The sequence below is a fragment of the Janthinobacterium sp. 344 genome (genome assembly GCF_900112025.1).
GTDB lineage: Bacteria > Pseudomonadota > Gammaproteobacteria > Burkholderiales > Burkholderiaceae_D > Janthinobacterium.
Genome location: NZ_FOKL01000004.1, coordinates 122,693 through 144,244, shown reverse-complemented (window position 1 = coordinate 144,244; position 21,552 = coordinate 122,693). Strand labels below are relative to the sequence as shown.

Genomic DNA, 21,552 nt, shown 5'->3' with positions numbered 1-21,552 from the left:
GCGGCAGGCTTTGTTTGCATTAGATTAAAGCTGCCGAATCGGCACTATTGCAGCGCAGCATCTTAATGGGGCATGGCCGCACATTTTCCGTGAAAAAGCATGGTGGAGGGGTGGTCGTGAAAAGGCCTTTGCGGGTACACTTGCGCTGTTTTCATTTTTGGCGCCAGCGCCAGCACATCACGATAACCCAACATCCGGCTGAGAGCGCGCATGATCAATGTCTTTGTATTACAGAATGGCCGGCTCAACCAGGTGCCGATCGACAGCCGCGCAGACCTCGAAAATGCCGAACCGGTGTGGGTCGACCTGACCGACCCCACCGATGACGAACGGGCCTGGGTCAAGGCCATCTACAACGTCACCCTGCCGGGCGAAGACGAAGTCAAGGATATTGAAGCGTCGGCCCGCTATTACGAAGCGGAAAACGGCGACTTGCACCTGCGCACCGATTTCCTGCGCGAAGAAGATGACGGCCCCTCGCGCGTCATCACCGTGGCCTTTATTCTTGCCCGCAAGATTTTGTTCTCCATGCATACGGACGACCTGCCCGTGTTCCGCCTGGTGCGCATGCGCGCCCGCTCGCGGCCCGGCTCGATTGCCGACTACATGGACGTGCTGCTCGACCTGTACGCCACCGATGCCGAATATTCGGCCGACGTGCTCGAAGGCATCTACCAGAACCTGGAAGAAGTCAGCACGCGCGTGCTGCAAAAGGAATTTACCGATGCGCACGCGGCCGAAGCGCTGAACGCGATTGCCCACGAGGAAGATTTGAATGGCCGCATCCGTCGCAACATGATGGATACGCGCCGCGCCGTGAGTTTCCTGATGCGCGGCCGGCTCTTGAATTCGGAGCAGTTCGAGGAAGCGCGGCAGATTTTGCGCGACATCGAATCGCTCGATGGCCACACCTCTTTCCTGTTCGACAAGATCAACTTCCTGATGGATGCCACCGTCGGCTTCATCAACATCAACCAGAACAAGATCATCAAGATCTTCTCGGTCGCCAGCGTGGCCTTCCTGCCGCCGACCCTGATCGCCAGCGTGTACGGCATGAACTTCAAGCTGATGCCGGAGCTGGAATGGTCGTTCGGTTATCCATGGGCCTGGGGCTTGATGATTACCAGCGCCATCGCGCCCTTCCTGTATTTCCGCCACCGTGGCTGGCTGAAATAAGCCCGCATCGCCGGGACGCGGCAGCGCCCGGCATGCAAGGCGAACGCAGCAATTTCAAAAATCGGCGATAATCACTGGTATTGCGTGGTATTGAAGTGGTATTGCGCCGTTGGCCCTTCATTCCCGCCGCCCTTGGCCCTGTCCTTTGCAAAAAAGTATCGCAATCGGCCTGCTTTTGGCGTGGCGGTGTCCGCCTGTTCCACCTATGCTAGTCGCGGCGCCGGCCTCTGCCGGCTGGCTGCCGCATTTCCCGTCACCGTTGTCTTCTGGAGAGTCCATGCCTGATACCGCCACCACCCCACCGCGCTTTACCCATCTGATCAGCGACTGCGATGGCGTGCTGATCGACAGCGAGGCCGTGGCCCTGCAAGCGCTGCTGGAATTGCTGGGGCCGCGCCTGCCGAACCTGCCCGAGGGCATCACGCTGCAAGGCTTGATCGAGCCGCGCCTGGGGCAGCGCCTGGTGCCGCTGATGCAGGATATCTACAAGGAACTGGGCCTGCCGCAATTGCCGGCCGACGAGATCATGGCTATCGGCAACGCCGTCGATGCGGCCTGCGACGCGCAATTGCGCGCCGTGCCCGGCGTGGCGCAGGCGCTGGCGGCGATCCCTTTGCCCAAGGCCGTGGCTTCGAACAGCGTCAGCGCGCGCGTGCTGTCGGCGCTCGAGCGGACTAACATGGCGCAGCTGTTCGACAAGCGCGTGTTTACGCCGGATCTGGTGGGCCACGCCAAGCCGCATCCGGGCGTCTACCTGGCGGCGGCGGCCGCCTTCGGCGTGCCGCCAAGCCAGTGCCTGGTGCTGGAAGACAGCGTCACGGGCGTGACGGCCGCCGTGGCGGCGGGCATGACGGTGCTGGGATTTATCGGCGGCGGACATATCGCCGCCGGCCAGGAAGCGCGCCTGAAGGCGGCCGGCGCGCATGTCGTCTTCAACGACATGGCCAAGCTGCCGGCGCTGGTGGCGGAACTGCTACAAGGCGCTATAGTGTAACGACACCTGACAAAACCGTAGCGAGCGGCAGTGATTTGTGGCCGAGAAGCGCAACCGTACTTTAGTACGGTGAGCATCGCCGGCCGCAAAGCGCGACGCGCAGTAGGTTTTGTCAGGTGTGTACCTTACGCCAGGGTGGCAAACACCTTGCGCGCAGCGGCGATGGTGGCGTCGATGACGGCATCGTCGTGCTGCGCCGAGACGAAGCCCGCCTCGAAGGCGGCTGGCGCGAAATACACGCCTTCGTCGAGCATGGCGTGGAAGAAGGCGTTGAACTTGCTGCGGTCGCCCGCCATCATTTCCGCGTAGCTCGTTGGCGGCGTTTCGCTGAAGTAGATGCCGAACATGCCGCCGATGGAATCGGCGCAGAATTCCACGCCCGCTTCCTGCGCGGCGCTGGTCAGGCCCTCGGCCAGGCGCTTGGCCGTGGCGCCCAGCTGCTCGTAGAAGCCGGGCTGCTGGATCAGTTTCAGGGTCGCCATGCCGGCCGCCACGGCGACCGGGTTGCCCGACAAGGTGCCGGCCTGGTAGACGGCGCCCAGCGGCGCCATGTGGTGCATCAGCGCCGCGCTGCCGCCGAAGGCCGCCACCGGCATGCCGCCGCCGATCACCTTGCCCAGGGCCGTCAGGTCCGGCTTGATGCCGTACAGCGCCTGCGCGCCGCCCAGGGCCACGCGCAAGCCGCACATGACTTCATCGAAAATGAGCAGGGCGCCGTGCTGCGTGCACAGCTCGCGCATCGCCTGCAGGAATGCGGGCGTGGCTTTCACCAGGTTCATGTTGCCGGCCACCGGTTCGACGATGACGCAGGCGATCTCCGTGCCGAAGCTGTCGAAGGCGTCCTTCAGCTGTTCCACGTTGTTATAGTCGAGCACCAGGGTGTGCTTGACAAAATCTTCCGGCACGCCGGCCGACGTCGGGTTGCCGAAGGTGAGCAGGCCGCTGCCCGCTTTCACCAGCAGCGAATCGGCGTGGCCGTGGTAGCAGCCTTCGAACTTGACGATCTTGTCGCGTCCCGTGGCGCCGCGCGCCAGGCGCAGGGCGCTCATGGTCGCTTCCGTGCCCGACGAAACCAGGCGTACCTGCTCGATCGACGGCACCAGGCGCGTGATTTCCTCGGCCATCAGCACTTCGCCTTCCGTCGGCGCGCCAAACGACAGGCCCAGCGCAGCCGCATCCTGCACCGCCTTCACCACTTCCGGGTGGGCGTGGCCGACGATGGCCGGACCCCAGGAGCCGATGTAGTCGATATAGCGTTTGCCGTCCGCGTCCCAGAAGTACGGACCTTCGGCGCGCGTGATGAAGCGCGGCGTGCCGCCCACGGAGCGGAAGGCGCGCACGGGCGAGTTGACGCCGCCTGGCGTGGTTTTTTGCGCGCGGGTAAACAGGATGTCGTTCTGTGAAGTCGTCGTCATGATAATCGTGCCTTGAAAGTGGTTCGTTGTCTGAGTCGTCTGTGTGGTCTGGTATGGAATTACTGGGCGGCGCGCTGGCGCTGCAGCTGGAACAGCCGGTTCGGCACCAGCTTGCCCATGCCGTGGCGCTGCGCGTGCGCCAGCGCGCCGGTGGTAAATTCCTGCGCCGCGACGACCGCCTGCGGCACGTCGTCTTCATTGTCCGCCAGGGCCAGCAGGGCGGTGGCGGCCGCCGACAGGGTGCTGCCGGCGCCGTTGAAGATGCCGGGCAGGTGGCGCCATTCGTCGTGGCGCACCACGCCGTCTTCGCCGAACAGGGTATTGGCGCGCAGCTTGCCTTCCCCCGTGCCGGACTTGCTGGCGTCGGCCGGCATGCCGGTGACGAGCACGTATTCGCAGCCCAGCGCCACCAGGTAGTCGACATCGTTCTGCAGGGTGTCGTCGGGGTCGGCGTCGCGCCAGGTCTCGGCCAGGCGCTCCAGTTCCACCGGCGAGAGCACCAGCAGCGTGGTTTGCGGGATCAGCAGCTGGCGCACGGCGGTGAGGATGTCCTCGTCATCCATGCCCTGTTCCGGCAACGCCGAAATGAAGGGATCGAGGATCAGTGGCACGTTCGGATAGTCGGAGACGATTTCGGCGATGGCCGTGACGTTTTCCACGCTGCCCAGCGCGCCGATCTTGATGGCGGCGACGGACATGTCTTCCAGCAGCACGCGCGCCTGGTCGGAAACCCAGTCCGGGTCGACGGCTTGCACGTCTTCCACGCGCGCCGTGTCGCTGATCAAGAGGCCCGTGGTAACGGACAGGCCATGGCAGCCGAAGGCGGAAAACGTGGCCAGGTCGGCCTGGATGCCGATCGCGCCGACTGGATCGGACACGCCGAAGCTTAATATGAGGGGAGAAGTTTGGTTTTGCACGGCGGGTAGATTAAGATACCTAATTCAGCATTTTACTTGATTGAAGGGTGGCAGAACGTGAGTAGCAACGAAACAACGCAGCAATTCCAAACGTGGATGTGTCTTATTTGCGGCTGGGTTTATGATGAAGCGGCCGGCCTGCCCGACGAAGACATCGCTCCCGGCACGCGTTGGGCCGATGTGCCGATGAACTGGACCTGCCCTGAATGCGGCGCGCGCAAGGATGATTTCGAGATGGTGGCCATTTAATCAAGCATGACGCACAAGCATGCCGCAGCCGCTCGTGGCCTGGCGGGCGCCTGTGCTATGGTATGAAAGATTGCCGAATAATCAAATGACGACTCTTTTAGCGCCCCAGGCGGCGTCCGGCGGCGTGACGATCCTGGTCATCGACGACAGCGCCACCGTGCGCAGCGCGGCCGGCAAGGTGCTGAGCGAGGCGGGCTACCGCGTGGTGATGGCCGAAAACGGCTTCGACGCGCTGGCCAAGATCGGCGACTGCCGGCCGGCGCTGATCGTGTGCGATATCCTGATGCCGCGCCTCGATGGCTACCGCACGTGCGCGCTGATCAAGGCCAGTGCGGCGTTTCACGCCACGCCGGTGCTGATGCTGTCGTCGAAAGAGGGCTTGTTTGACCGTGCGCGCGGCGCCATGGCGGGCGCCAGCGCCTGCCTGGCCAAGCCGCTGGCGCCCGAGGCGCTGCTGGCGGCCGTGCGGCAGCACCTGGCCAGCCATTTTTAGTATGATTCATTGAGCGAGACTCAATCACCGCAGCAAGGAAGTAAAACACAGATGGCCATACACACAATTCTGATCGTCGATGACTCGCCGACAGAGCGCTACTACCTGAGCGAGATGCTGGTGCGTGCCGGTTACGCCGTGCTGACGGCGCAAGACGGCGCCGACGCGCTGGCGCAGCTGAAGCAGGCCAGGCCCGACCTGATCCTGATGGACGTGGTGATGCCCGGTGCGAATGGCTTCCAGATCACGCGCGCGATCGCCCGCGATCCTGAACTGCAGGACGTGCCGGTGATTATCTGCTCCAGCAAGAGCCAGGAAACGGACCGCATCTGGGGCTTGCGCCAGGGCGCGCGCGATTACCTGGTCAAGCCGGTGGTCGAAGCCGACCTGCTGGCGAAGATCGCGGCGCTGTCCTGACGCATGCGCACGATGCCTGGCAATGGCGTGCCTGCTCCGGCCTTGCTGGCCATGCCGCCGTTCGAGGCTGGCGTGCGGCAGGGCCGTTTGCGCCAGTATCAGCTGCAATTGCTCGAACGGGTACAAGCCGCGCGCAGCGGCGCGCTGGCGGCACGCAAGGAGCTGGGCGTGATGCTGGGCGGGCGCTGCTGCCTGCTCGATCTGACGCAGCTCGGTGAAATCGTCATTCCCACAGGCGTGCAAATTCAGGCCGTGCCGCTGGCGCAGGATTGGTACCTGGGCCTGGCCGCCATGCGCGGACGCCTGACCGCCGTCATCGACCTGGCCCGCTACATGGGCGAATCGGCCTGCGCGGCCGGCGGCGACAGCCGCATCATCACGTTTTCTCCCCGCCTGGGCATGAATTGCGCGCTGCTGGTCGAGCGCGTGCTGGGCTTGCGCCAGCAGCGCGGCATGCTGTCCGTGCCCTCGCAGGAAGCCGCCGCAGGCGCTGCACCGCCGTGGGCCGCGCAGACCTTGCGCGACAGCGAAGGGCAGCAGTGGCTGCGCCTGGACCTGGCGCAGCTGGCGCAGGCCGAGCGCTTCCTCGATGCCGGCTTTGCCGGCGCGGCCAGCGGCAAGGAGGAACGCTGATGGGCGCCAATTCCCCTATCCTGGCGTCCGGCATGGCCGAGGCGGAGCACGCCCCCCCGGGCGAGGCGGCGCTGCCGGCCGACCTGCCGCTGCGCCTGCGCGACGCGCTGGGACGGCGCAAGTCGCTGGCCAGCGCGCCGGCCGGCGACTGGAAGCTGCCGCTGATCGGCCATTTGCCGCTGCAAAAACAATTGAGCATCCTGTCGACGGTCATGGCCCTGAGCCTGGCCGCCAGCCTGCTGTTCGTCGGCCTGAATACGCGCAGCGGCAATATCGCCTCGGCGCAGACGCAGCTGGCCAGCGATGCGCTGATGCACTCGCAGCGCATCGGCAAGGCCGCGCCGAACGCCGTGCAGGGCAATCCGGAAGCGTTCCGCCAGCTCGAGGAAAGCCGCAATGAGCTGAACCAGGATTTCCGCCTGATGCTGCGCGGCGGCACCTATCACGGGCGCGATATCGGCGAATCGCGTTCGGGTCTGCTGGCGGCGGTGGCCGACGCGCGCAAGAAGTGGGCCAGCAGCGACCGCGCGGCCAGCACCATCCTGCGCCTGAAACCGGAACTGGGCGAATTCGACAAGACCTTGCAGCAATTGAACGCGCTGTCGCCCGCGCTGCTGGCGCAGACCGAGGAAATCGCGGCGCTCAAGGTGCAGCGCGGCGGCAATGCGCGCGACCTGGCCGTCATCGGCCGGCTGATGATGCTGAGCCAGCGCATGAGCCGCAGCGCCAGCGAGTTCCTCTCGTCGGGCAGCATCAGCTCGGAGACGGCGTTTTCGCTGGGGCGCGACACGACGTATTTCCGCGCCGCCGTCGAAGGCCTGCTCAATGGCAGCGTCTCGCTGCAGCTGGCGCCCACGCGCGACGCCGAACTGCGCGAGCGCCTGGTGGCGCTGAAGGCCAGCTTCGACAATTACCAGAAGCTGGTCTCCTCCATCCTCGACCGCCTGGATAAATTCAGTTCGGCGAAAAGCGCCGAGCAGCTGATCTTCAATGAAAACGAAGACCTGCGCCAGCGCCTGACCCTGCTGCAGCAGATGTACCACGCGAACCAGGAAACCCTGGGCATCGCCTTCTGGCTGATGGTGGCCGGCGTGCTGCTGACATTGATCGCGGCGGCCGGCATCGGCCGCGTGCTGCTGCAGGATTCCGTCAACCGCACGCGCGAGGCCGAGCGCCGCCGCCATGAGGCGGAAATCCAGCGCCTGCTGTCGCAGGAGAAGGAAGAGCAGGCCAAGGCCAAGAATGACCAGAACCAGGCGGCCATCCTGCGCCTGATGAATGAACTGCAGAAGGTGGCCGACGGCGACCTGACGGTGCAGGCCACCGTCTCGGAAGACATCACGGGCGCCATCGCCGATTCCGTCAACTACACGGTGGAGGAATTGCGCGGCCTGGTGGGCAGGGTCACGGCCACGGCCGAACAGGTGAACCGCGCCTCGACGCAGGCGCAAAGCATCTCCAGCAAATTGCTGATCGCCTCGCAGCAGCAGTCGCGCGAAATCCTCGACGCCAGCGCCACCGTGGTAAAAATGGCCAACGCGATTACCGACGTGTCGAAATCGGCCAGCGTCTCGGCCGACGTGGCGCGCCAGTCGGTGGCGGCCGCGCTGCAAGGCTCGACGGCGGTGGAAAACGCCATCAAGGGCATGCATGAAATCCGCGAGCAGATCCAGGACACCTCCAAGCGCATCAAGCGCCTGGGCGAATCGTCGCAGGAGATCGGCGAGATCACCGAGCTCATTTCCGACATCACGGAACAGACCAACGTGCTGGCGCTGAACGCCGCCATCCAGGCGGCATCGGCTGGCGAGGCGGGACGCGGCTTCTCCGTCGTCGCCGAGGAAGTGCAGCGCCTGGCCGAGCGCTCGGCCGGCGCCGCCAAGCAGATCGGCGCGCTGGTGCGCACCATCCAGGCCGATACACAGGATGCGACCAGGGCGATGGAAAAATCCACGCAGGGCGTGGTCGAGGGCGCGCGCCTGTCCGACGCGGCCGGCGCGGCGCTGAACGACATCAGCCAGGTATCGAAGCACCTGGCCGAACTGATCCAGGGCATCTCGTTCGCCACCGGCACGCAGGCCGGTTCGGCCAGCGGCGTGGCCTTGAATATCCAGCATATCCTGAGCGTGACGGAACAGACCCAGGATGGCACGCAGCAGACGGCGCAATCGATCCACAAGTTGTCGATGCTGGCGCAGGAACTGAAAAACTCGGTGTCGCGCTTCCGCGTCGCCGCCTGAACGCCGCGCCAGTGCAGGGCGCGGCGCGTTGTGCGTACCGATTTTGCGCTACGATTTCTTTACCGAGGCATGCATGAGCACACCAGATAGTCCGCAGCAGTTCAAGCCGTTCGACAGCGAACCCCTGTCGTGGGTGATGGTGGAAATCCGCGAAGCGCTGGGCCGCTCGAAAACGGCGCTGTTCGAAGCGGGCGGCCGCGAGCGCGAGGAACGCGCCACGGCGCTGCAGCATGCGCGCTCGCATTTGCACCAGGCGCATGGCGCGCTGGTGATGGTCGACGTGGCCGGCGCCAGCCTGCTGACGGCTGGCGCGGAGCAGGCGCTGGCGCGCTTTCGCGACGGCAGCCTGGAATACACGGTGGATCACGCGCAGGTCGTCGCCGAGCTGTATCAGGCCCTGACCGAGTACCTGGAAGACCTGGTGGCCGGCACGCCGCCGCAGCCGGCCCGCTTGTTCCCGTATTACCGCGCCCTGCAAAGCATGCTGGGCGCCGAGCGCATCCACCCGGCCGACCTGTTTTTCCCGCCAGCGTCGGTGCTGGAAGGCCATGCCATCGCGCTGGCCGAGGCGCCGCCAGGGGCCGATTATCCGGCCTGGCGCGGACGCTTTGAAAAGTCCCTGCTGCCGTTCCTGAAGGCGCAGGATGACGCCACGCGGCGCCAGCATGCGGCCGCCCTGCATGAAACCTTGACCCTGGTGGCCGACGCGCAGCAGGACGCGCCGGCGCGCACCTTCTGGTACGCGATGCAGGCGTTTGCCGAACTGGCGGCCAGCGGCGAGGGCATGGGCACGCTATATGTGAAACAGCTGTTCGGCCTGATCAACCTGCAGTTGCGGCGCCTGGCGCAGGGCACGGCCAGCCTGCCCGAGACGATGTTGCGCGATGCCCTGTTCTTCATCGCCGCCGCGGACGCACCGACGCCGGCGGCGCAGCAGCTGCGCGCGGCGTTCGCGCTCGATGGTCTGGTGCCCGCCGATGTGGAAACGCGGCGCTACGGCCAGGTCGACCAGGATGCCTTGCAGGGCGCGCGCACGGCCCTCGCGCAGGCGCGCGCCAGCTGGAGCCGTTTGGCGCAGGCCGATCTCGATCCCGCGCTGGGCGCGGAGTTTGGCCAGGCGCTGCAAGACGTGGCGGCGCATGCGGAATCCTTGAAACTGCCGTCCCTGGCCAGCCTGCTGCGCCAATGCGCGGCCGTGGCGCGGCAAGCCGTGGCCAGCGGACGCAGTGCCGCTCTGGAGCAGGAAATCGGCACGGCGCTGCTGTTTGCCGAGACGGGCCTGGAGCAGGTACGGCGCCTGCCCGACGATTTCGCCGGCAACGCGGAAACCATCGCCGCGCGCCTGCAGGCGCTGCTGGCCGGCGAGACACCGCCGCCTGCCGCCGCCGGCGACCTGTCGCGCCAGATCGAACAGGGGCAGACCGTCGCCGCGCTGGCCGACGACATGAAGGCGGGCCTGCGCCAGGTGGAAAAACTGCTCAACGACTACTACGCGGATGGCGCGCGTCGCGCGTCGCTCGACGGCGTGGCGCCCCTGTTGCGGCAATTGCAGCAGCAACTCGCCAGCCTGGGCCAGGCAGATGCCGGCGCGGCCGTGGCGCAGGTCGATGCGGCCGTGTTGCAGCTGCCCGCCATCGAGGGCGAATCCGGACAGGCCGGGGCGCTCGACGAGATCGCGCAAAACGTCAGCGCCCTGGGCTTCTTTGTCGATATGCTGGGCCGCAATGCGCAAGCGGCCAAGGGGCGCTTTCATTTCGACGCGGCCGCCGGCACCTTCCGCGCGCTGCCGTTTGAAAAATTCGCCGCCGCCGGCAGCGTGCCCGTGCCCCTGCTCGACCAGGCCCTGGCACCGTCCGCGCCATCCGCCCTCGATGCCGCGCCGGCCGATGCAGCCCTCGATGCGGAAATGCTAGACATCTTCATCGCCGAGGCGCGCGAAGTGCTGGCCTTTGTCGACACCACCCTGGCCCTGCCGCGTGAGCAGGCCGCCAGCGGCGAGCATCTGGCCATGCTGCGCCGCTCGTTCCACACCTTGAAAGGCAGCAGCCGCATGATCGGCCTGGCGCAGTTTGCCGAGGCGGCCGGCGCCATCGAACGGGTCATGAATACCTGGCTGGCCGAGGCGCGCCCCGTCAGCGACGATCTGTTCACCCTGCTCAATTACGGCTGGTACCAGCTCAGCGAATGGGTGGCCGAACTGGAAGGCGGCGCGGGGCGCGAGCGCGAGGCCGGCATGCTGCTGGCGGCGGCCGAGCGCGTGCGCGAAGGCGGGCCATTCGAACTGCGCAAGCCTCGCCCGGCATCGGCCGCGCCCATGGCCAGCAATGGCAATGTGATCGGTTTTCCATCCGCCACGGCGCCCGCCGCGCACGCGGCGCCCGACGAACACCTGAAGCACGTGGGCGAGCTGCGCATCAGCTTGCCCTTGTACAACATCTATCTGGCCGAAACGGATGAACTGCTGCGCGTGCTCACGCGCGACTTTGGCGAGTGGCGCCACGAACAGCGCGGCGTCAGTGGCGAGGCGCTGCAAGCCGTGCATACCCTGGCGGGAACGTCCGGCACGGTGGGCTTCCAGTCCCTGCGCGACCTGGCGCATGCGCTGGAAACAACGATAGAAACGGTGGTGCCGCCGCTGGCCGGCTTGCGCGACGCGCAGCACGACGTGCTGGAGCAGGCCACTCAGCGCATCGGGCAGATGCTGCAGGCGTTCGCGCTGGGCGACCTGGCGCCGGCGCAGCCGGACATGATCGAAGCGCTCAACAGCCTGTGGCGGGCCTTGACGGCGCCGCCCGGCGAAAGCCCGGAAGAGCGGCTCGACGCCCTGTTTGCCGCCACCTACGCCAGCATCGTCGGCACGCCGGCGCAATCCGCGCAAGCGCTGGACGAGGAATTGCCCGACGAGCTGGCCGAGGTGCCAGCGCCGCAGCTCGACACCCTGTTCGCCGCCACCTATGCAAGCATTGTCGCCGATGCGCTGCAGCCGACGGAAGCGCCTGTTACGTCGGAAGCATCGCGGCCAGACATCGGTGCCAGCGACGACCTGTTCGACGCCGGCTTCGAGCATGCGCCGCCTTTGGCGCACGCGCTGCCAGAGGCGCCGGTGCCGGCCATCATGCCGGCCGATGCGGCTGCGCTGCTGGCGGCCAGCGCCGGCATCAGCGATGAACTCGACCTCGACCTGCTGTCCGTCTTCCTGGAAGAGGGCGCCGACCTGCTGCCGCAGATCGGCGAGGCGCTGCGCAGCTGGCAGCAGCAGCCGCACGACAGCGGCCAGGCGCAGATGCTGCTGCGCACCCTGCATACGGTGAAGGGCAGCGCGCGCATGGCCGGCGCCATGCGCCTGGGCCAGCATGCGCATGAAATCGAGACGCATATCGAAAACATGCTGCACGCGGGCACCGCCACGCCGCAAGCCTTCGAGGAATTGCTGGCCCATTACGACCATGCGCTGCACCTGTTCGAGCAGTTGCAGCAGCCGTTGCTGCCCTTGCCGGGCATGGAGGACACGCCCGCCGCCGAGCCGAAGGCGGCGCTGGTGCGCGTGCGCGCCGATATCCTCGACCGCCTGGTGAACCAGGCAGGGGAGGTGTCGATCACGCGCTCGAAAATGGAAAACGAGGTGGGCGTGCTGGGCGCTTCGCTGGCCGAGTTTTCCGATAATCTGCAGCGCTTGCGGCGCCAGTTGCGCGAAGTGGAAATGCAGGCCGAATCGCAGATCGCCTCGCGCATGGCCGTGGGCAGCGAGCGCGATTTCGATCCGCTCGAATTCGACCGTTTTACGCGCCTGCAGGAGCTTACGCGCATGATGGCAGAAAGCGTCAACGACGTGGCGTCCTTCCATGAAAATCTCAGCCACAGCGTCGATGCGGTGACGGACGACCTGGTGCTGCAGGCGCGACTGACGCGTGAGCTGCAGCGCGACCTGATGCAGATCCGCATGGTGCCGTTTGCCAGCATCGCCGAACGCCTGTTCCGCGTGGCGCGGCAAAGCGCCAAGGAAGTCGACAAGCGGGTCAACCTCGACATCCGCGGCGGTGGCGTGGAAATCGACCGCAGCGTGCTGGAACGCATGGCCGCGCCGTTCGAACACCTGCTGCGCAACGCCATCGTGCACGGCATCGAGCCGCGCGACGCGCGCCTGGCCGCTGGCAAGAGCGAAACGGGCGAACTGCTGGTGCAGGTCAGCCAGCAGGGCAACGAGGTGGCGATCGCCTTTTCCGACGATGGCGCGGGGCTGGACCTGGAGCGCATCCGCGCCAAGGCGCTCAGCGCCGGCCTGGTGGCGCCGGACGCGCCACTGAGCGACGCGCAGGCGGCCGAGCTGATTTTCGCGGCGGGCTTTTCCACCGCCGACAGCCTGACGGAACTGGCGGGGCGCGGCGTGGGCATGGACATCGTGCGTTCCGAGGCGCTGGCACTGGGCGGGCGGATCGAGACGGCCACGCAGGCGGGGCAAGGCATGCGCTTCACGATACACCTGCCGCTGACCCTGGCCGTCACGCAAGTGGTGCTGCTGGCGGCGAACGGCAAGACGTATGCCTTGCCCTCCGTGCTGGTGGAGCAGGTGCTACACCTGAAAGGCGAGCAGCTGGAGCAGGTGCAGGCGGCTGGCTGCATCGAGTCGCACGGCCAGGCGCTGGCGCTGCATCATTTGTCCGCCATGCTGGGCGAGACGCCGGTGGCGCAGGCGGTGCAGCGCCATGCGCCCGTGCTGCTGCTCAGGAATGGCAATGACAGGCTGGCGCTGCAGGTCGACGACGTACTGGGCAACCGCGAAGTGGTGGTCAAGCATGTGGGGCCGCAGCTGGCGCGCATGCCGGGCATCGCCGGCGCCACGGTGCTGGGCACGGGCGACATCGTCCTGATCTTGAACCCGGTGGCGCTGGCGCAGCACCTTGAACACCACCCGGAACTGCTGTCGCAGTACGTGGTGGCGTCGGCCGTGCAGCGCGCCGCCTCCAGCGTGCTGGCCGCGCCGCGTGCCTGCGTGATGGTGGTTGACGATTCCCTGACCGTGCGCCGCGTGATGCAGCGCCTGTTCGAGCGCGAAGGCTATCTGGTGCTGCTGGCCAAGGATGGCGTCGATGCGCTGGAACAGCTGCACGCGCTGGAGCTGCCTGCCATGCCGGCCCTGCTGCTGGTCGACGTGGAGATGCCGCGCATGGATGGTTTCGATTTGACGCGCAATGTGCGCAGCGACGACAAGACGCGCGCCATCCCCGTCATCATGATCACCTCGCGCAGCGCCGACAAGCACCGCACGCATGCCTTGGAGCTGGGCGTGAATGCGTATTTCGGCAAGCCGTTCCAGGAGGATGAATTGCTGGCCGAGGTGGAGCGCTTGCTGGCCGACGGCGTGGCGTAAGCCGACACCACCGGCCAAGGCAACAATATCGTCGGATTACGCGGGGCCTGGCCCCGCTGATCCGACCTACGCCTGCTGCCCTCCAGCGGCCAGGGCAAGCATATTGCCCGATTACGCCAGCACCTTCACCACCGCATAACGCTCCAGCGTCTCCTTGCGCGCCTCGTCGTGCTGCACCAGCGGTTCAGGATAGTCGCGTCCCAGCACGATGTTTTTCTGTTCGAGCAGCATGCGCGGCACCAGCCATGGTGCGTGGATTTCCTTGTCGCCCAGGGCCTTCAGTTGCGGCAGGTAGCGGCGGATGAAGCGGCCGCCCGCATCGAATTTTTCCGATTGCGTGACGGGATTGAAGATGCGGAAATAGGGCTGCGCATCGCAGCCTGACGACGATGCCCATTGCCAGCCGCCGTTGTTCGAGGCCAGGTCGAAGTCGTTCAGGTGCAGCGCGAAATACGCTTCGCCACGGCGCCAGTCGATGCCAAGGTCCTTGATCAGGAAGCAGGCCGTGACCATGCGCAGGCGGTTGTGCATGTAGCCCGTCTGGTTCAGCTGCGCCATGGCCGCATCCACCAGCGGATAGCCGGTGCGGCCTTCGCACCAGGCGGCGAAGGCGGCGTCGGCCTCGGGTCCCGTTTCCCAGGCGATGGCGTCGTAGGCCGGTTTGAAGGCGCCGCCTTCCACGTGCGGATTCTGGTACAGAATCATGGCATAGAAATCGCGCCAGATCAGTTCCGCCAGCCACACGGGCGCGCCATCGCCGCCACCGCCGCGGTCCATCAGGTCGACGATGGTGCGCACCAGGTAGCGCAGCGAGACGGTGCCGAAGCGCAGGTGCATCGACAGGTAGGATGGTCCCTTCAGGGCGGGAAAGTCGCGCGCCACGTCGTAGCGGGCCGCGCGCGGCAGGAAATCCTCGAACAGGGCGCTGGCGCCCGACATGCCGGTCGGGATGGCCAGCTCGGCCAGGTTGCTGGGCTCGAAACCGAGCTCGCCCAAGGAGGGCAGCGCTGCCGGCGCGCCGGCGCGTGGCGGCGCCAGGCGGGCCGCGTGCGGCGCGACATCGAACGGCGCCAGGCAGCCAGGTTCGGCGCGCATCTTCTTCAGCCAGGCATTCTTGTACGGCGTGTAGACGGTGTAGGGTTTCTGCGACAAGGTGAGGACCTCGTCCTTTTCAAAGATCACCTGGTCCTTGAAGCTGAACCACAGGCGCGCATCGTGCGTCAGCGCGGTGGCCACCGTGGCGTCGCGGGCGATGGCTTGCGGTTCGTAGTCGTGGTTGGCGAAGACGGCGTCCACCTGCAGTTCGGCCGCCAGGCGCGGGATGGCCTCGGCCGCCTCGGCGTGCAGCACGATCAGGTCGCCGCCCAGTGCGCGCAGTTCGGCCGCCAGTTCGGCCACGCTGGCATGGATGAAGTCGACGCGCCGGTCGCGACGCGGCAGCGCGTCCAGGATGGCGGTGTCGTAGACAAACACGCAGTGCACGGCCTGGCTCTGGCACAGGGCGTGATGCAGTGCAGCATGGTCAAAGGCGCGCAGGTCGCGGCGGAACCATACGAGGGAAGTCTTGAAGGTCATTATTTTTGCGTGTTCCGGGTCAAAGAGTAGCGTTTTTTTGCCCTCGAAGGGGCGTTATGGCCGCCCGCGTCGTGCCTTTGGCGTCGCTGTGGCGGCAATTCAGTGTAAACTAGCGCGTATGTTTGCATTGCTTTATGTGCGACAGCGATTTTGCAATCAATTTTACAATTGATCTGAAAAGAGGGCGGTGATCGTCGTGGTATTTGCGATGTCGCAAGCCGCAAGATGTGCTGTACGCAGCGAATGCATCAGTAAATTTATAACATAACAAGAATAACGCCTGGCAATACCATGCTCCGCCGCCCAATATTCGCGGCGGACTGTGCCAGGCGTACGACAGCGGGGTAAGCGAGACTTGCCAGCAAGCCCACAGAGAGAGCATCGCGTATGAAGAAGAGTAAAATCGACCAGACTCTACCAGGACATCGATTGATGCAGGGCGTCGGTGAGCCGGCCGCCACCGGTTCGTCCACCCTGAATCTGGCCAACCATTTCCTGATCGCGATGCCGGCGATGCAAGATCCCATCTTCGGCGGCACGGTCGTGTACGTATGCGAACACAATGAAAACGGCGTGCTGGGCGTCGTCATCAACAAGCCCACCGACATGACGATGGAAGTGCTGTTCGACCGCATCGACCTGAAACTGGCGGCAGGCAGCGACGCGCCCATCATCAATGAACCGATCATGTTCGGCGGCCCGGTGCAGGACGACCGCGGCTTCGTGCTGCACACGCCGGGCGCGCGCTATTCCTCGTCGCTGACGGTGACGGACGAAATCGCGTTTACCACCTCGATCGATGTGCTCGAAGCCGTCGCCAAGGGCGATGGTCCCGAGCGCTTGCTCGTTTCCATCGGCTACTCGGGCTGGAGCCCGGGCCAGCTGGAAGACGAGATCGGCCGTAACGGCTGGCTGACGGTGGGCGCCTCGGCCGACATCCTGTTCGATTTCCCCATCGAGCAGCGCTACGTGGCAGCCATCAAATTGCTGGGCATCGATCCCCTGATGCTGGCGAGCGAGGCTGGCCACGCATGAGCGGCGACGCCATCGACACCATCCTCGCCTTCGATTTCGGCCTGAAACGCATCGGCGTGGCCATCGGCAATACCATGATTTGCCAGGCCAAGCCGCTCAGCGTGATCACGGCCACGGCGAACGAGCCGAAGTTCGCCGCCATCGAGAGCCTGATCAGGGAGTGGGGCGCCAGCCGCATCGTGGTGGGCTTGCCCAGCCATCCGGACGGCACGGAACACGAGATGAGCGCGCGCTGCCGGCGTTTCGCCAACCAGGTGCACGGCCGCTTCAACCTGCCCGTGGACCTCGTCGACGAGCGCTATTCGTCGGCCGTGATCGCCGCCAAGCGCGGTGAAGTCATCGACGACCGCGCCGCCGCCGTCATCCTGCAGCAGTATTTCGACGCGAATTATTAATCCGACCTTTTGACTCCATTCCTGAATGATCAAGAACCCTATGCCGCACCCTACGAATCCTTCCCAACTCGACGCCGAGGCCCTGTATGCGGACTTGCTGCAACAGGTGCAGAGCGGCCTGGCGGGCGTCGCCAACGTGGCCATCGTCGGCATCCATTCGGGCGGCGCCTGGCTGGCCGAGCGCCTGGCGCGCGACCTGAACCTGCTTGACCGCCTGGGCGTGCTCGACGTCTCGTTCTACCGCGACGACTTCGCGCAAAAAGGCCTGCACGCGGACGTCAAGCCGACGCAGATCAGCTTCGACGTGGCCGGCGCCACCATCCTGCTGGTCGACGACGTGCTGTACACGGGCCGCACCACGCGCGCGGCCATCAACGAACTGTTCGACTATGGCCGCCCGGCGAAGATCATGCTGGCCGCCCTGGTCGACCGCGGCGAGCGCCAGCTGCCGGTGGCCGCCGATTTCGTGGCCGCCTTCACTGCCGTGCCGCCTGGCCAGGCCCTGGTCCTGAAGCAAGCCGACGATGGAAAATTCACGCTCACCATAGATACCCACCATGCTTAATCCGCAACTGAATAAACACGGCGAACTGCAACATCTGCTGACGATCGAAGGCTTGCCGAAGTCTATCGTCAACCACATCCTCGACACGGCTTCCTCGTTCGTCGGCATCTCCGACCGCGATGTGAAAAAAGTGCCGCTGATGCGCGGCAAGAGCGTTTTCAACCTGTTCTTTGAAAACTCCACGCGCACCCGCACCACTTTTGAAATCGCCTCGAAGCGCCTGTCGGCCGACGTCATCAACCTGAATATCCAGGCCTCGTCGGCCAGCAAGGGCGAATCCCTGCTCGACACCATCGACAACCTGTCGGCCATGCATGCCGACATGTTCGTCGTGCGCCATGCGCAGTCGGGCGCGCCCTACCTGATCGCCAAGCACCTGATCGACACCAGGCAGCCGCACGTCCACGTGGTCAATGCGGGCGACGGACGCCATGCGCATCCGACCCAGGGCCTGCTCGACATGTACACGATCCGCCACTACAAGAAGGATTTCACCAACCTGACGGTGGCCATCGTGGGCGACATCCTGCACAGCCGCGTGGCCCGTTCCGACATCCACGCGCTGACCACCCTGGGCGTGCCGGAAGTGCGCGCCATCGGCCCGCACACGCTGCTGCCGGGCGGCCTGGAGCAGATGGGCGTGCGTACCTTCACCAACATGGATGAAGGCTTGAAAGGCGTGGACGTGATCATCATGCTGCGCCTGCAGAATGAGCGCATGAGCGGCGCGCTGCTGCCGTCGGCGCAGGAATATTTCAAGAGCTATGGCCTCACGCCCGAGCGCCTGGCGCTGGCGAAACCGGACGCCATCGTCATGCATCCGGGCCCGATGAACCGCGGCGTGGAGATCGATTCGGCCGTCGCCGACGGTCCGCAGGCGGTGATCCTGCCGCAGGTGACGTTCGGTATCGCCGTGCGCATGGCGGTGATGAGTATTTTGGCTGGTAATCAGGGCTGATAGCCCAAGGACGAGTAAGCAAGCATGACGACACTACATATCAAGAACGGCCACCTGATCGACCCTGCCAACGGCATCGATGGCTTGCAAGACCTGTTCATCGCCGATGGCAAGGTGATCGCCGTGGGCAGCGCCCCGGCCGGCTTCACCGCCGACACCACGTTTGACGCGGCCGGCCTGGTGGTTTCTCCCGGCCTGGTCGACCTGTCCGCGCGCCTGCGCGAGCCAGGCTACGAATACAAGGCGACCCTGGAATCGGAATTGCAGGCGGCCCTGCAGGGCGGTGTCACGAGCCTGGTGTGCCCGCCCGACACCGATCCCGTGCTCGATGAGCCAGGCCTGGTGGAGATGCTGAAGTACCGCGCCAAGACGCAGAACAAGGCCCACGTGCACCCGCTGGGCGCGCTGACCATGGGCTTGAAGGGCCAGTCGCTGACGGAGATGGCGGAATTGACGGAAGCGGGCTGCATCGGTTTCGCGCAGGCCGAAGAGCCGATCGAGGACACCACCGTGCTGCTGCGCGCCATGCAGTACGCGAACACCTTCGGCTACACCGTCTGGCTGCGCCCGCAAGACCCGCACATCGGCCGTGGCGGCATCGCCCACAGCGGCCCGCTGGCCTCGCGCCTGGGCCTGTCCGGCGTGCCCGTGATGTCCGAAACCATCGCGCTGCACACGATTTTTGAACTCATGCGCGCCAGCCGCGCGCGCGTGCACCTGTGTCGCATTTCGTCGGCCGCCGGCCTGGAACTGATCCGCGCCGCCAAGGCCGAAGGCTTGCCCGTCACCTGCGACGTGGGCGCGCACCATGCCCACCTGACGGACGCCGACATCGGCTTCTTCGACCCCAACGCGCGCGTCACGCCGCCGTTCCGCAGCCAGCGCGACCGCGATGCGATCCGCGCCGGCCTGCTCGACGGCACCGTGGACGCCATGTGCTCGGACCACACGCCCGTCGACGACGATGAAAAACTGCTGCCGTTCGGCGAAGCTTCGCCCGGCGCCACGGGCCTGGAACTGCTGCTGTCGCTGGCCCTGAAATGGGCCGACGACTATGCCTTGCACCAGCCGCAGACCGGCGCGCGTCCGCTGGCGCGCGCCGTGGCGAAGATCACCGCCGATGCGGCGCGGGTGGCCGGTATTCCGGCCGGCAGCCTGGGCGTGGGCGAAGCGGCCGATATCTGCGTCTTCGATCCGGCCGCGCGCTGGACCGTGTCGTCGGCCTCGCTGGCCAGCCAGGGCAAGCACACGCCTTTCCTCGGCTATGAGTTGAGCGGCATCGTCAAGGCGACCATCGTGGCTGGACGGGTGGCGTTTCAGCGCTAAATTTTTTGTACTGGAGTGAAACTCCAGCATACTGCCGGGGTCAGTCCTTTCAGGAGCGGAATGCGCCCCATTGGGGCGGATTCCCCCGCCGGGCCTGACCCCAGAATTTGCTGTGGGTTTGCTTCTTTATCTGGTGTCATTTGAAACTTCTGCTTACCTACCGCCTCGCGCGCATCGCCATTCACCTGAGCTGCGGCATGGCCAAGAGCGCCGTGCTGTTTCCCTGGCTGGACCTGGAGGGGCGCAACCGGCGCATCCGCCGCTGGTCGACGCAGCTGCTCGATATCTGCGGCGTGCGGGTGCAGCAGCCGGCCGATAGCGTGCCGGCGCTCGCGCATGCGATGGTGGTGGCGAACCACGTGTCGTGGCTCGATATCTTCGTCATCAACGCCGTCCACCCTTGCCGCTTCGTCGCCAAGGCGGAAATCCGCGCCTGGCCGATCCTGGGCTGGCTGGCGGGACGCGCCGGCACCATCTTCATTTCGCGCGGCAGCAAGCGCGATCTGCGCCTGATCTTCCAGGGCCTGGTGGACAAGTTGACGGCGGGCGAACGCATCGCGTTCTTCCCCGAAGGCACCACCGCCGCGCAAGGACAGATCCTGCCGTTCCACGCCAACCTGTTCGAGGCGGCCATCGATGCGCAAGTGCCGGTGCAGCCGTTCGCGCTCGTCTACGTGGACGACAAGGGAGCGCTGCATCACGCCGTCGACTTCATCGGCGAGATGAGCTTTGCGCAAAGCATGGTGGCGATCTTGAGCGGCCCGCCCATCACGGCGCGCCTGACCTGTCTGGCGCCGGTGGCGACGCCGGGGGCGCACCGGCGCGACCTGGCGGCGGCAACGCAGGCGGCCGTGGCCGCTGCGCTGCCGCTGGAAAAGGCCGCTGCGCTGCCGCTGGAAAAGGCCGCTGAACACCTGACATAACCTACTGCGCGTCGCGATTTGCGGCCTCCGATGCTCACTGTGCATGTGCACAGTTCCGCCTCTCAGCCGCAACTCACCGCCGCTCGCTACGGTTCTGTTAGGCGCTCTTAATTCTTCATATGCAGCCAGCGCGCATGCGCGGCGCGGGCCAGGTAGTCGAGGATGAAGCCTAACATCCCGATCAGCACGATGGCGGCCATCAGTTCCGAATACGCCAGGCGGTCGCGCGTGTCGAGGATGAAGTAGCCGAGGCCCGCCGAGACGCCCAGCATTTCCGCCGGCACCAGCACGATCCAGATGATGCCGATGGCCAGGCGCACGCCCGTCAAAATGTCGGCCGTGATGCCCGGCAAAATCACCTTGAAGACGATCTCGCTGCGCGTGGCCGACAGGCTGCGCGCCAGCAGCAGCCAGTTCGGATCGAGCCGCGCCACGCCGGCCGCCGTATTGAGCAGGATCGGCCAGACGGCCGCAAACGCCAGCAGGAAGTATACGGGCGCGTCGCCGACGCCCAGCACCATCACGGCGATCGGCATCCACGACAGCGGCGAAATCATGCGCAGCAGCTGGAACAGCGGCATGGCCGCGCCGGAAAAGCTTTTCGACATGGCCACCAGCACGCCCAGCGGCACGCCGATGACGATGGCCAGTCCCAGGCCCACGGCCACCCGCTGCAGGCTCAAGACCACGTGCAGCCAGATATCGGAACCTCCCAGCATCTCCCTGAACGCCAGCGCCGTGGGCAAGGGCGCAAAGGCGCTGGCGATCGGCGTCGATGCCTCCAGCGCCGTCACGCCCACGGACCACAACAGCAAGGCACAGGCCAGCCCCACCAGGGGCAGGCCGAACTTCGTGAACAACTTGCTCGTCATC

Annotated in this window: 18 protein-coding genes; 14 read left to right on the top strand and 4 right to left on the bottom strand. The window is 65.8% G+C overall.

Annotated features, from left to right (window positions below; translation table 11 throughout):
* Positions 1-210 precede the first annotated feature (210 nt).
* Positions 211-1,176, top strand: a complete 966-nt coding sequence (gene corA, locus BM193_RS12980; protein ID WP_034746658.1) for a magnesium/cobalt transporter CorA — start codon at positions 211-213, stop codon at positions 1,174-1,176.
* 277 nt (positions 1,177-1,453) lie between these two features.
* Positions 1,454-2,170: an HAD family hydrolase gene (locus tag BM193_RS12975; protein ID WP_092796346.1), complete on the top strand. Its 717-nt coding sequence runs from the start codon at positions 1,454-1,456 to the stop codon at positions 2,168-2,170.
* 125 nt (positions 2,171-2,295) lie between these two features.
* Here BM193_RS12975 and hemL read toward each other — a convergent pair whose 3' ends face one another.
* Together hemL and BM193_RS12965 are read right to left on the bottom strand one after the other, a co-directional pair.
* Positions 2,296-3,585: a glutamate-1-semialdehyde 2,1-aminomutase gene (gene hemL, locus BM193_RS12970; RefSeq protein ID WP_092796344.1), complete on the bottom strand. Its 1,290-nt coding sequence runs from the start codon at positions 3,583-3,585 to the stop codon at positions 2,296-2,298.
* Between the two features lie 59 nt (positions 3,586-3,644).
* Positions 3,645-4,502, bottom strand: coding sequence for a bifunctional hydroxymethylpyrimidine kinase/phosphomethylpyrimidine kinase (locus BM193_RS12965; protein ID WP_092796342.1), 858 nt, complete (start codon positions 4,500-4,502; stop codon positions 3,645-3,647).
* Between the two features lie 96 nt (positions 4,503-4,598).
* On the opposite strand from BM193_RS12965, the gene BM193_RS12960 reads away from it, so the two are divergent.
* The 6 genes from BM193_RS12960 (at position 4,599) to BM193_RS12935 (ending at position 13,902) form a co-directional block, all read left to right on the top strand.
* The gene (locus BM193_RS12960) at positions 4,599-4,751 is read left to right on the top strand and encodes a rubredoxin (protein ID WP_038488910.1); all 153 of its coding nucleotides are present in this window, start codon (positions 4,599-4,601) and stop codon (positions 4,749-4,751) included.
* 85 nt (positions 4,752-4,836) lie between these two features.
* Complete coding sequence (locus BM193_RS12955) at positions 4,837-5,244, top strand: response regulator (RefSeq protein WP_092796340.1); 408 nt, start codon at positions 4,837-4,839, stop codon at positions 5,242-5,244.
* A gap of 51 nt (positions 5,245-5,295) precedes the next feature.
* Positions 5,296-5,661 (top strand): response regulator, encoded by a 366-nt coding sequence (locus BM193_RS12950; RefSeq protein WP_086143773.1) that lies wholly within the window; start codon positions 5,296-5,298, stop codon positions 5,659-5,661.
* 3 nt (positions 5,662-5,664) lie between these two features.
* The gene (locus tag BM193_RS12945; RefSeq protein ID WP_092796338.1) at positions 5,665-6,294 is read left to right on the top strand and encodes a chemotaxis protein CheW; all 630 of its coding nucleotides are present in this window, start codon (positions 5,665-5,667) and stop codon (positions 6,292-6,294) included.
* Entirely contained in the window at positions 6,294-8,534 is a 2,241-nt protein-coding gene (locus BM193_RS12940; RefSeq protein WP_092796336.1) for a methyl-accepting chemotaxis protein, read from the top strand. Before BM193_RS12945 ends, BM193_RS12940 begins: the two co-directional genes overlap by 1 nt.
* 73 nt (positions 8,535-8,607) lie before the next feature.
* The gene (locus BM193_RS12935; protein ID WP_175533269.1) at positions 8,608-13,902 is read left to right on the top strand and encodes an Hpt domain-containing protein; all 5,295 of its coding nucleotides are present in this window, start codon (positions 8,608-8,610) and stop codon (positions 13,900-13,902) included.
* A gap of 111 nt (positions 13,903-14,013) precedes the next feature.
* On the opposite strand, the gene BM193_RS12930 is transcribed toward BM193_RS12935, so the two are convergent.
* The gene (locus BM193_RS12930) at positions 14,014-15,477 is read right to left on the bottom strand and encodes a cryptochrome/photolyase family protein (protein ID WP_092796333.1); all 1,464 of its coding nucleotides are present in this window, start codon (positions 15,475-15,477) and stop codon (positions 14,014-14,016) included.
* A 432-nt stretch (positions 15,478-15,909) separates the two neighbouring features.
* Here BM193_RS12930 and BM193_RS12925 point away from each other — a divergent pair, with 432 nt between their 5' ends.
* From BM193_RS12925 to BM193_RS12900, 6 genes are all read left to right on the top strand, one after another.
* On the top strand, positions 15,910-16,512 hold the full coding sequence (locus BM193_RS12925) for a YqgE/AlgH family protein (RefSeq protein ID WP_092796331.1): 603 nt from the start codon (positions 15,910-15,912) through the stop codon (positions 16,510-16,512).
* Complete coding sequence (ruvX, locus tag BM193_RS12920) at positions 16,509-16,907, top strand: Holliday junction resolvase RuvX (RefSeq protein WP_254786104.1); 399 nt, start codon at positions 16,509-16,511, stop codon at positions 16,905-16,907. The genes BM193_RS12925 and ruvX overlap by 4 nt, the downstream gene beginning before the upstream one ends.
* 40 nt (positions 16,908-16,947) lie before the next feature.
* Entirely contained in the window at positions 16,948-17,472 is a 525-nt protein-coding gene (gene pyrR, locus BM193_RS12915) for a bifunctional pyr operon transcriptional regulator/uracil phosphoribosyltransferase PyrR (RefSeq protein ID WP_092796330.1), read from the top strand.
* On the top strand, positions 17,465-18,430 hold the full coding sequence (locus tag BM193_RS12910; protein WP_034780223.1) for an aspartate carbamoyltransferase catalytic subunit: 966 nt from the start codon (positions 17,465-17,467) through the stop codon (positions 18,428-18,430). Before pyrR ends, BM193_RS12910 begins: the two co-directional genes overlap by 8 nt.
* A gap of 24 nt (positions 18,431-18,454) precedes the next feature.
* Positions 18,455-19,756, top strand: a complete 1,302-nt coding sequence (locus BM193_RS12905; protein ID WP_092796328.1) for a dihydroorotase — start codon at positions 18,455-18,457, stop codon at positions 19,754-19,756.
* Between the two features lie 140 nt (positions 19,757-19,896).
* Positions 19,897-20,679 carry a lysophospholipid acyltransferase family protein gene (locus tag BM193_RS12900; RefSeq protein ID WP_092796326.1) on the top strand — a complete coding sequence of 261 codons (783 nt, stop codon included), beginning with the start codon at positions 19,897-19,899 and terminating at the stop codon, positions 20,677-20,679.
* A gap of 107 nt (positions 20,680-20,786) precedes the next feature.
* Here BM193_RS12900 and BM193_RS12895 read toward each other — a convergent pair whose 3' ends face one another.
* Complete coding sequence (locus tag BM193_RS12895; RefSeq protein ID WP_092796324.1) at positions 20,787-21,551, bottom strand: ABC transporter permease; 765 nt, start codon at positions 21,549-21,551, stop codon at positions 20,787-20,789.
* Between the last annotated feature and the right edge of the window lies 1 nt (position 21,552).

Coding starts and splice junctions, on each gene's coding strand:
- corA (WP_034746658.1), top strand. CDS start 211: ATGATCAATGTCTTTGTATTACAGAATGGCCGGCTCAACCAGGTGCCG.
- BM193_RS12975 (WP_092796346.1), top strand. CDS start 1,454: ATGCCTGATACCGCCACCACCCCACCGCGCTTTACCCATCTGATCAGC.
- hemL (WP_092796344.1), bottom strand. CDS start 3,585: ATGACGACGACTTCACAGAACGACATCCTGTTTACCCGCGCGCAAAAA.
- BM193_RS12960 (WP_038488910.1), top strand. CDS start 4,599: ATGTGTCTTATTTGCGGCTGGGTTTATGATGAAGCGGCCGGCCTGCCC.
- BM193_RS12955 (WP_092796340.1), top strand. CDS start 4,837: ATGACGACTCTTTTAGCGCCCCAGGCGGCGTCCGGCGGCGTGACGATC.
- BM193_RS12950 (WP_086143773.1), top strand. CDS start 5,296: ATGGCCATACACACAATTCTGATCGTCGATGACTCGCCGACAGAGCGC.
- BM193_RS12945 (WP_092796338.1), top strand. CDS start 5,665: ATGCGCACGATGCCTGGCAATGGCGTGCCTGCTCCGGCCTTGCTGGCC.
- BM193_RS12940 (WP_092796336.1), top strand. CDS start 6,294: ATGGGCGCCAATTCCCCTATCCTGGCGTCCGGCATGGCCGAGGCGGAG.
- BM193_RS12935 (WP_175533269.1), top strand. CDS start 8,608: ATGAGCACACCAGATAGTCCGCAGCAGTTCAAGCCGTTCGACAGCGAA.
- BM193_RS12930 (WP_092796333.1), bottom strand. CDS start 15,477: ATGACCTTCAAGACTTCCCTCGTATGGTTCCGCCGCGACCTGCGCGCC.
- BM193_RS12925 (WP_092796331.1), top strand. CDS start 15,910: ATGCAGGGCGTCGGTGAGCCGGCCGCCACCGGTTCGTCCACCCTGAAT.
- ruvX (WP_254786104.1), top strand. CDS start 16,509: ATGAGCGGCGACGCCATCGACACCATCCTCGCCTTCGATTTCGGCCTG.
- pyrR (WP_092796330.1), top strand. CDS start 16,948: ATGCCGCACCCTACGAATCCTTCCCAACTCGACGCCGAGGCCCTGTAT.
- BM193_RS12910 (WP_034780223.1), top strand. CDS start 17,465: ATGCTTAATCCGCAACTGAATAAACACGGCGAACTGCAACATCTGCTG.
- BM193_RS12905 (WP_092796328.1), top strand. CDS start 18,455: ATGACGACACTACATATCAAGAACGGCCACCTGATCGACCCTGCCAAC.
- BM193_RS12895 (WP_092796324.1), bottom strand. CDS start 21,551: ATGACGAGCAAGTTGTTCACGAAGTTCGGCCTGCCCCTGGTGGGGCTG.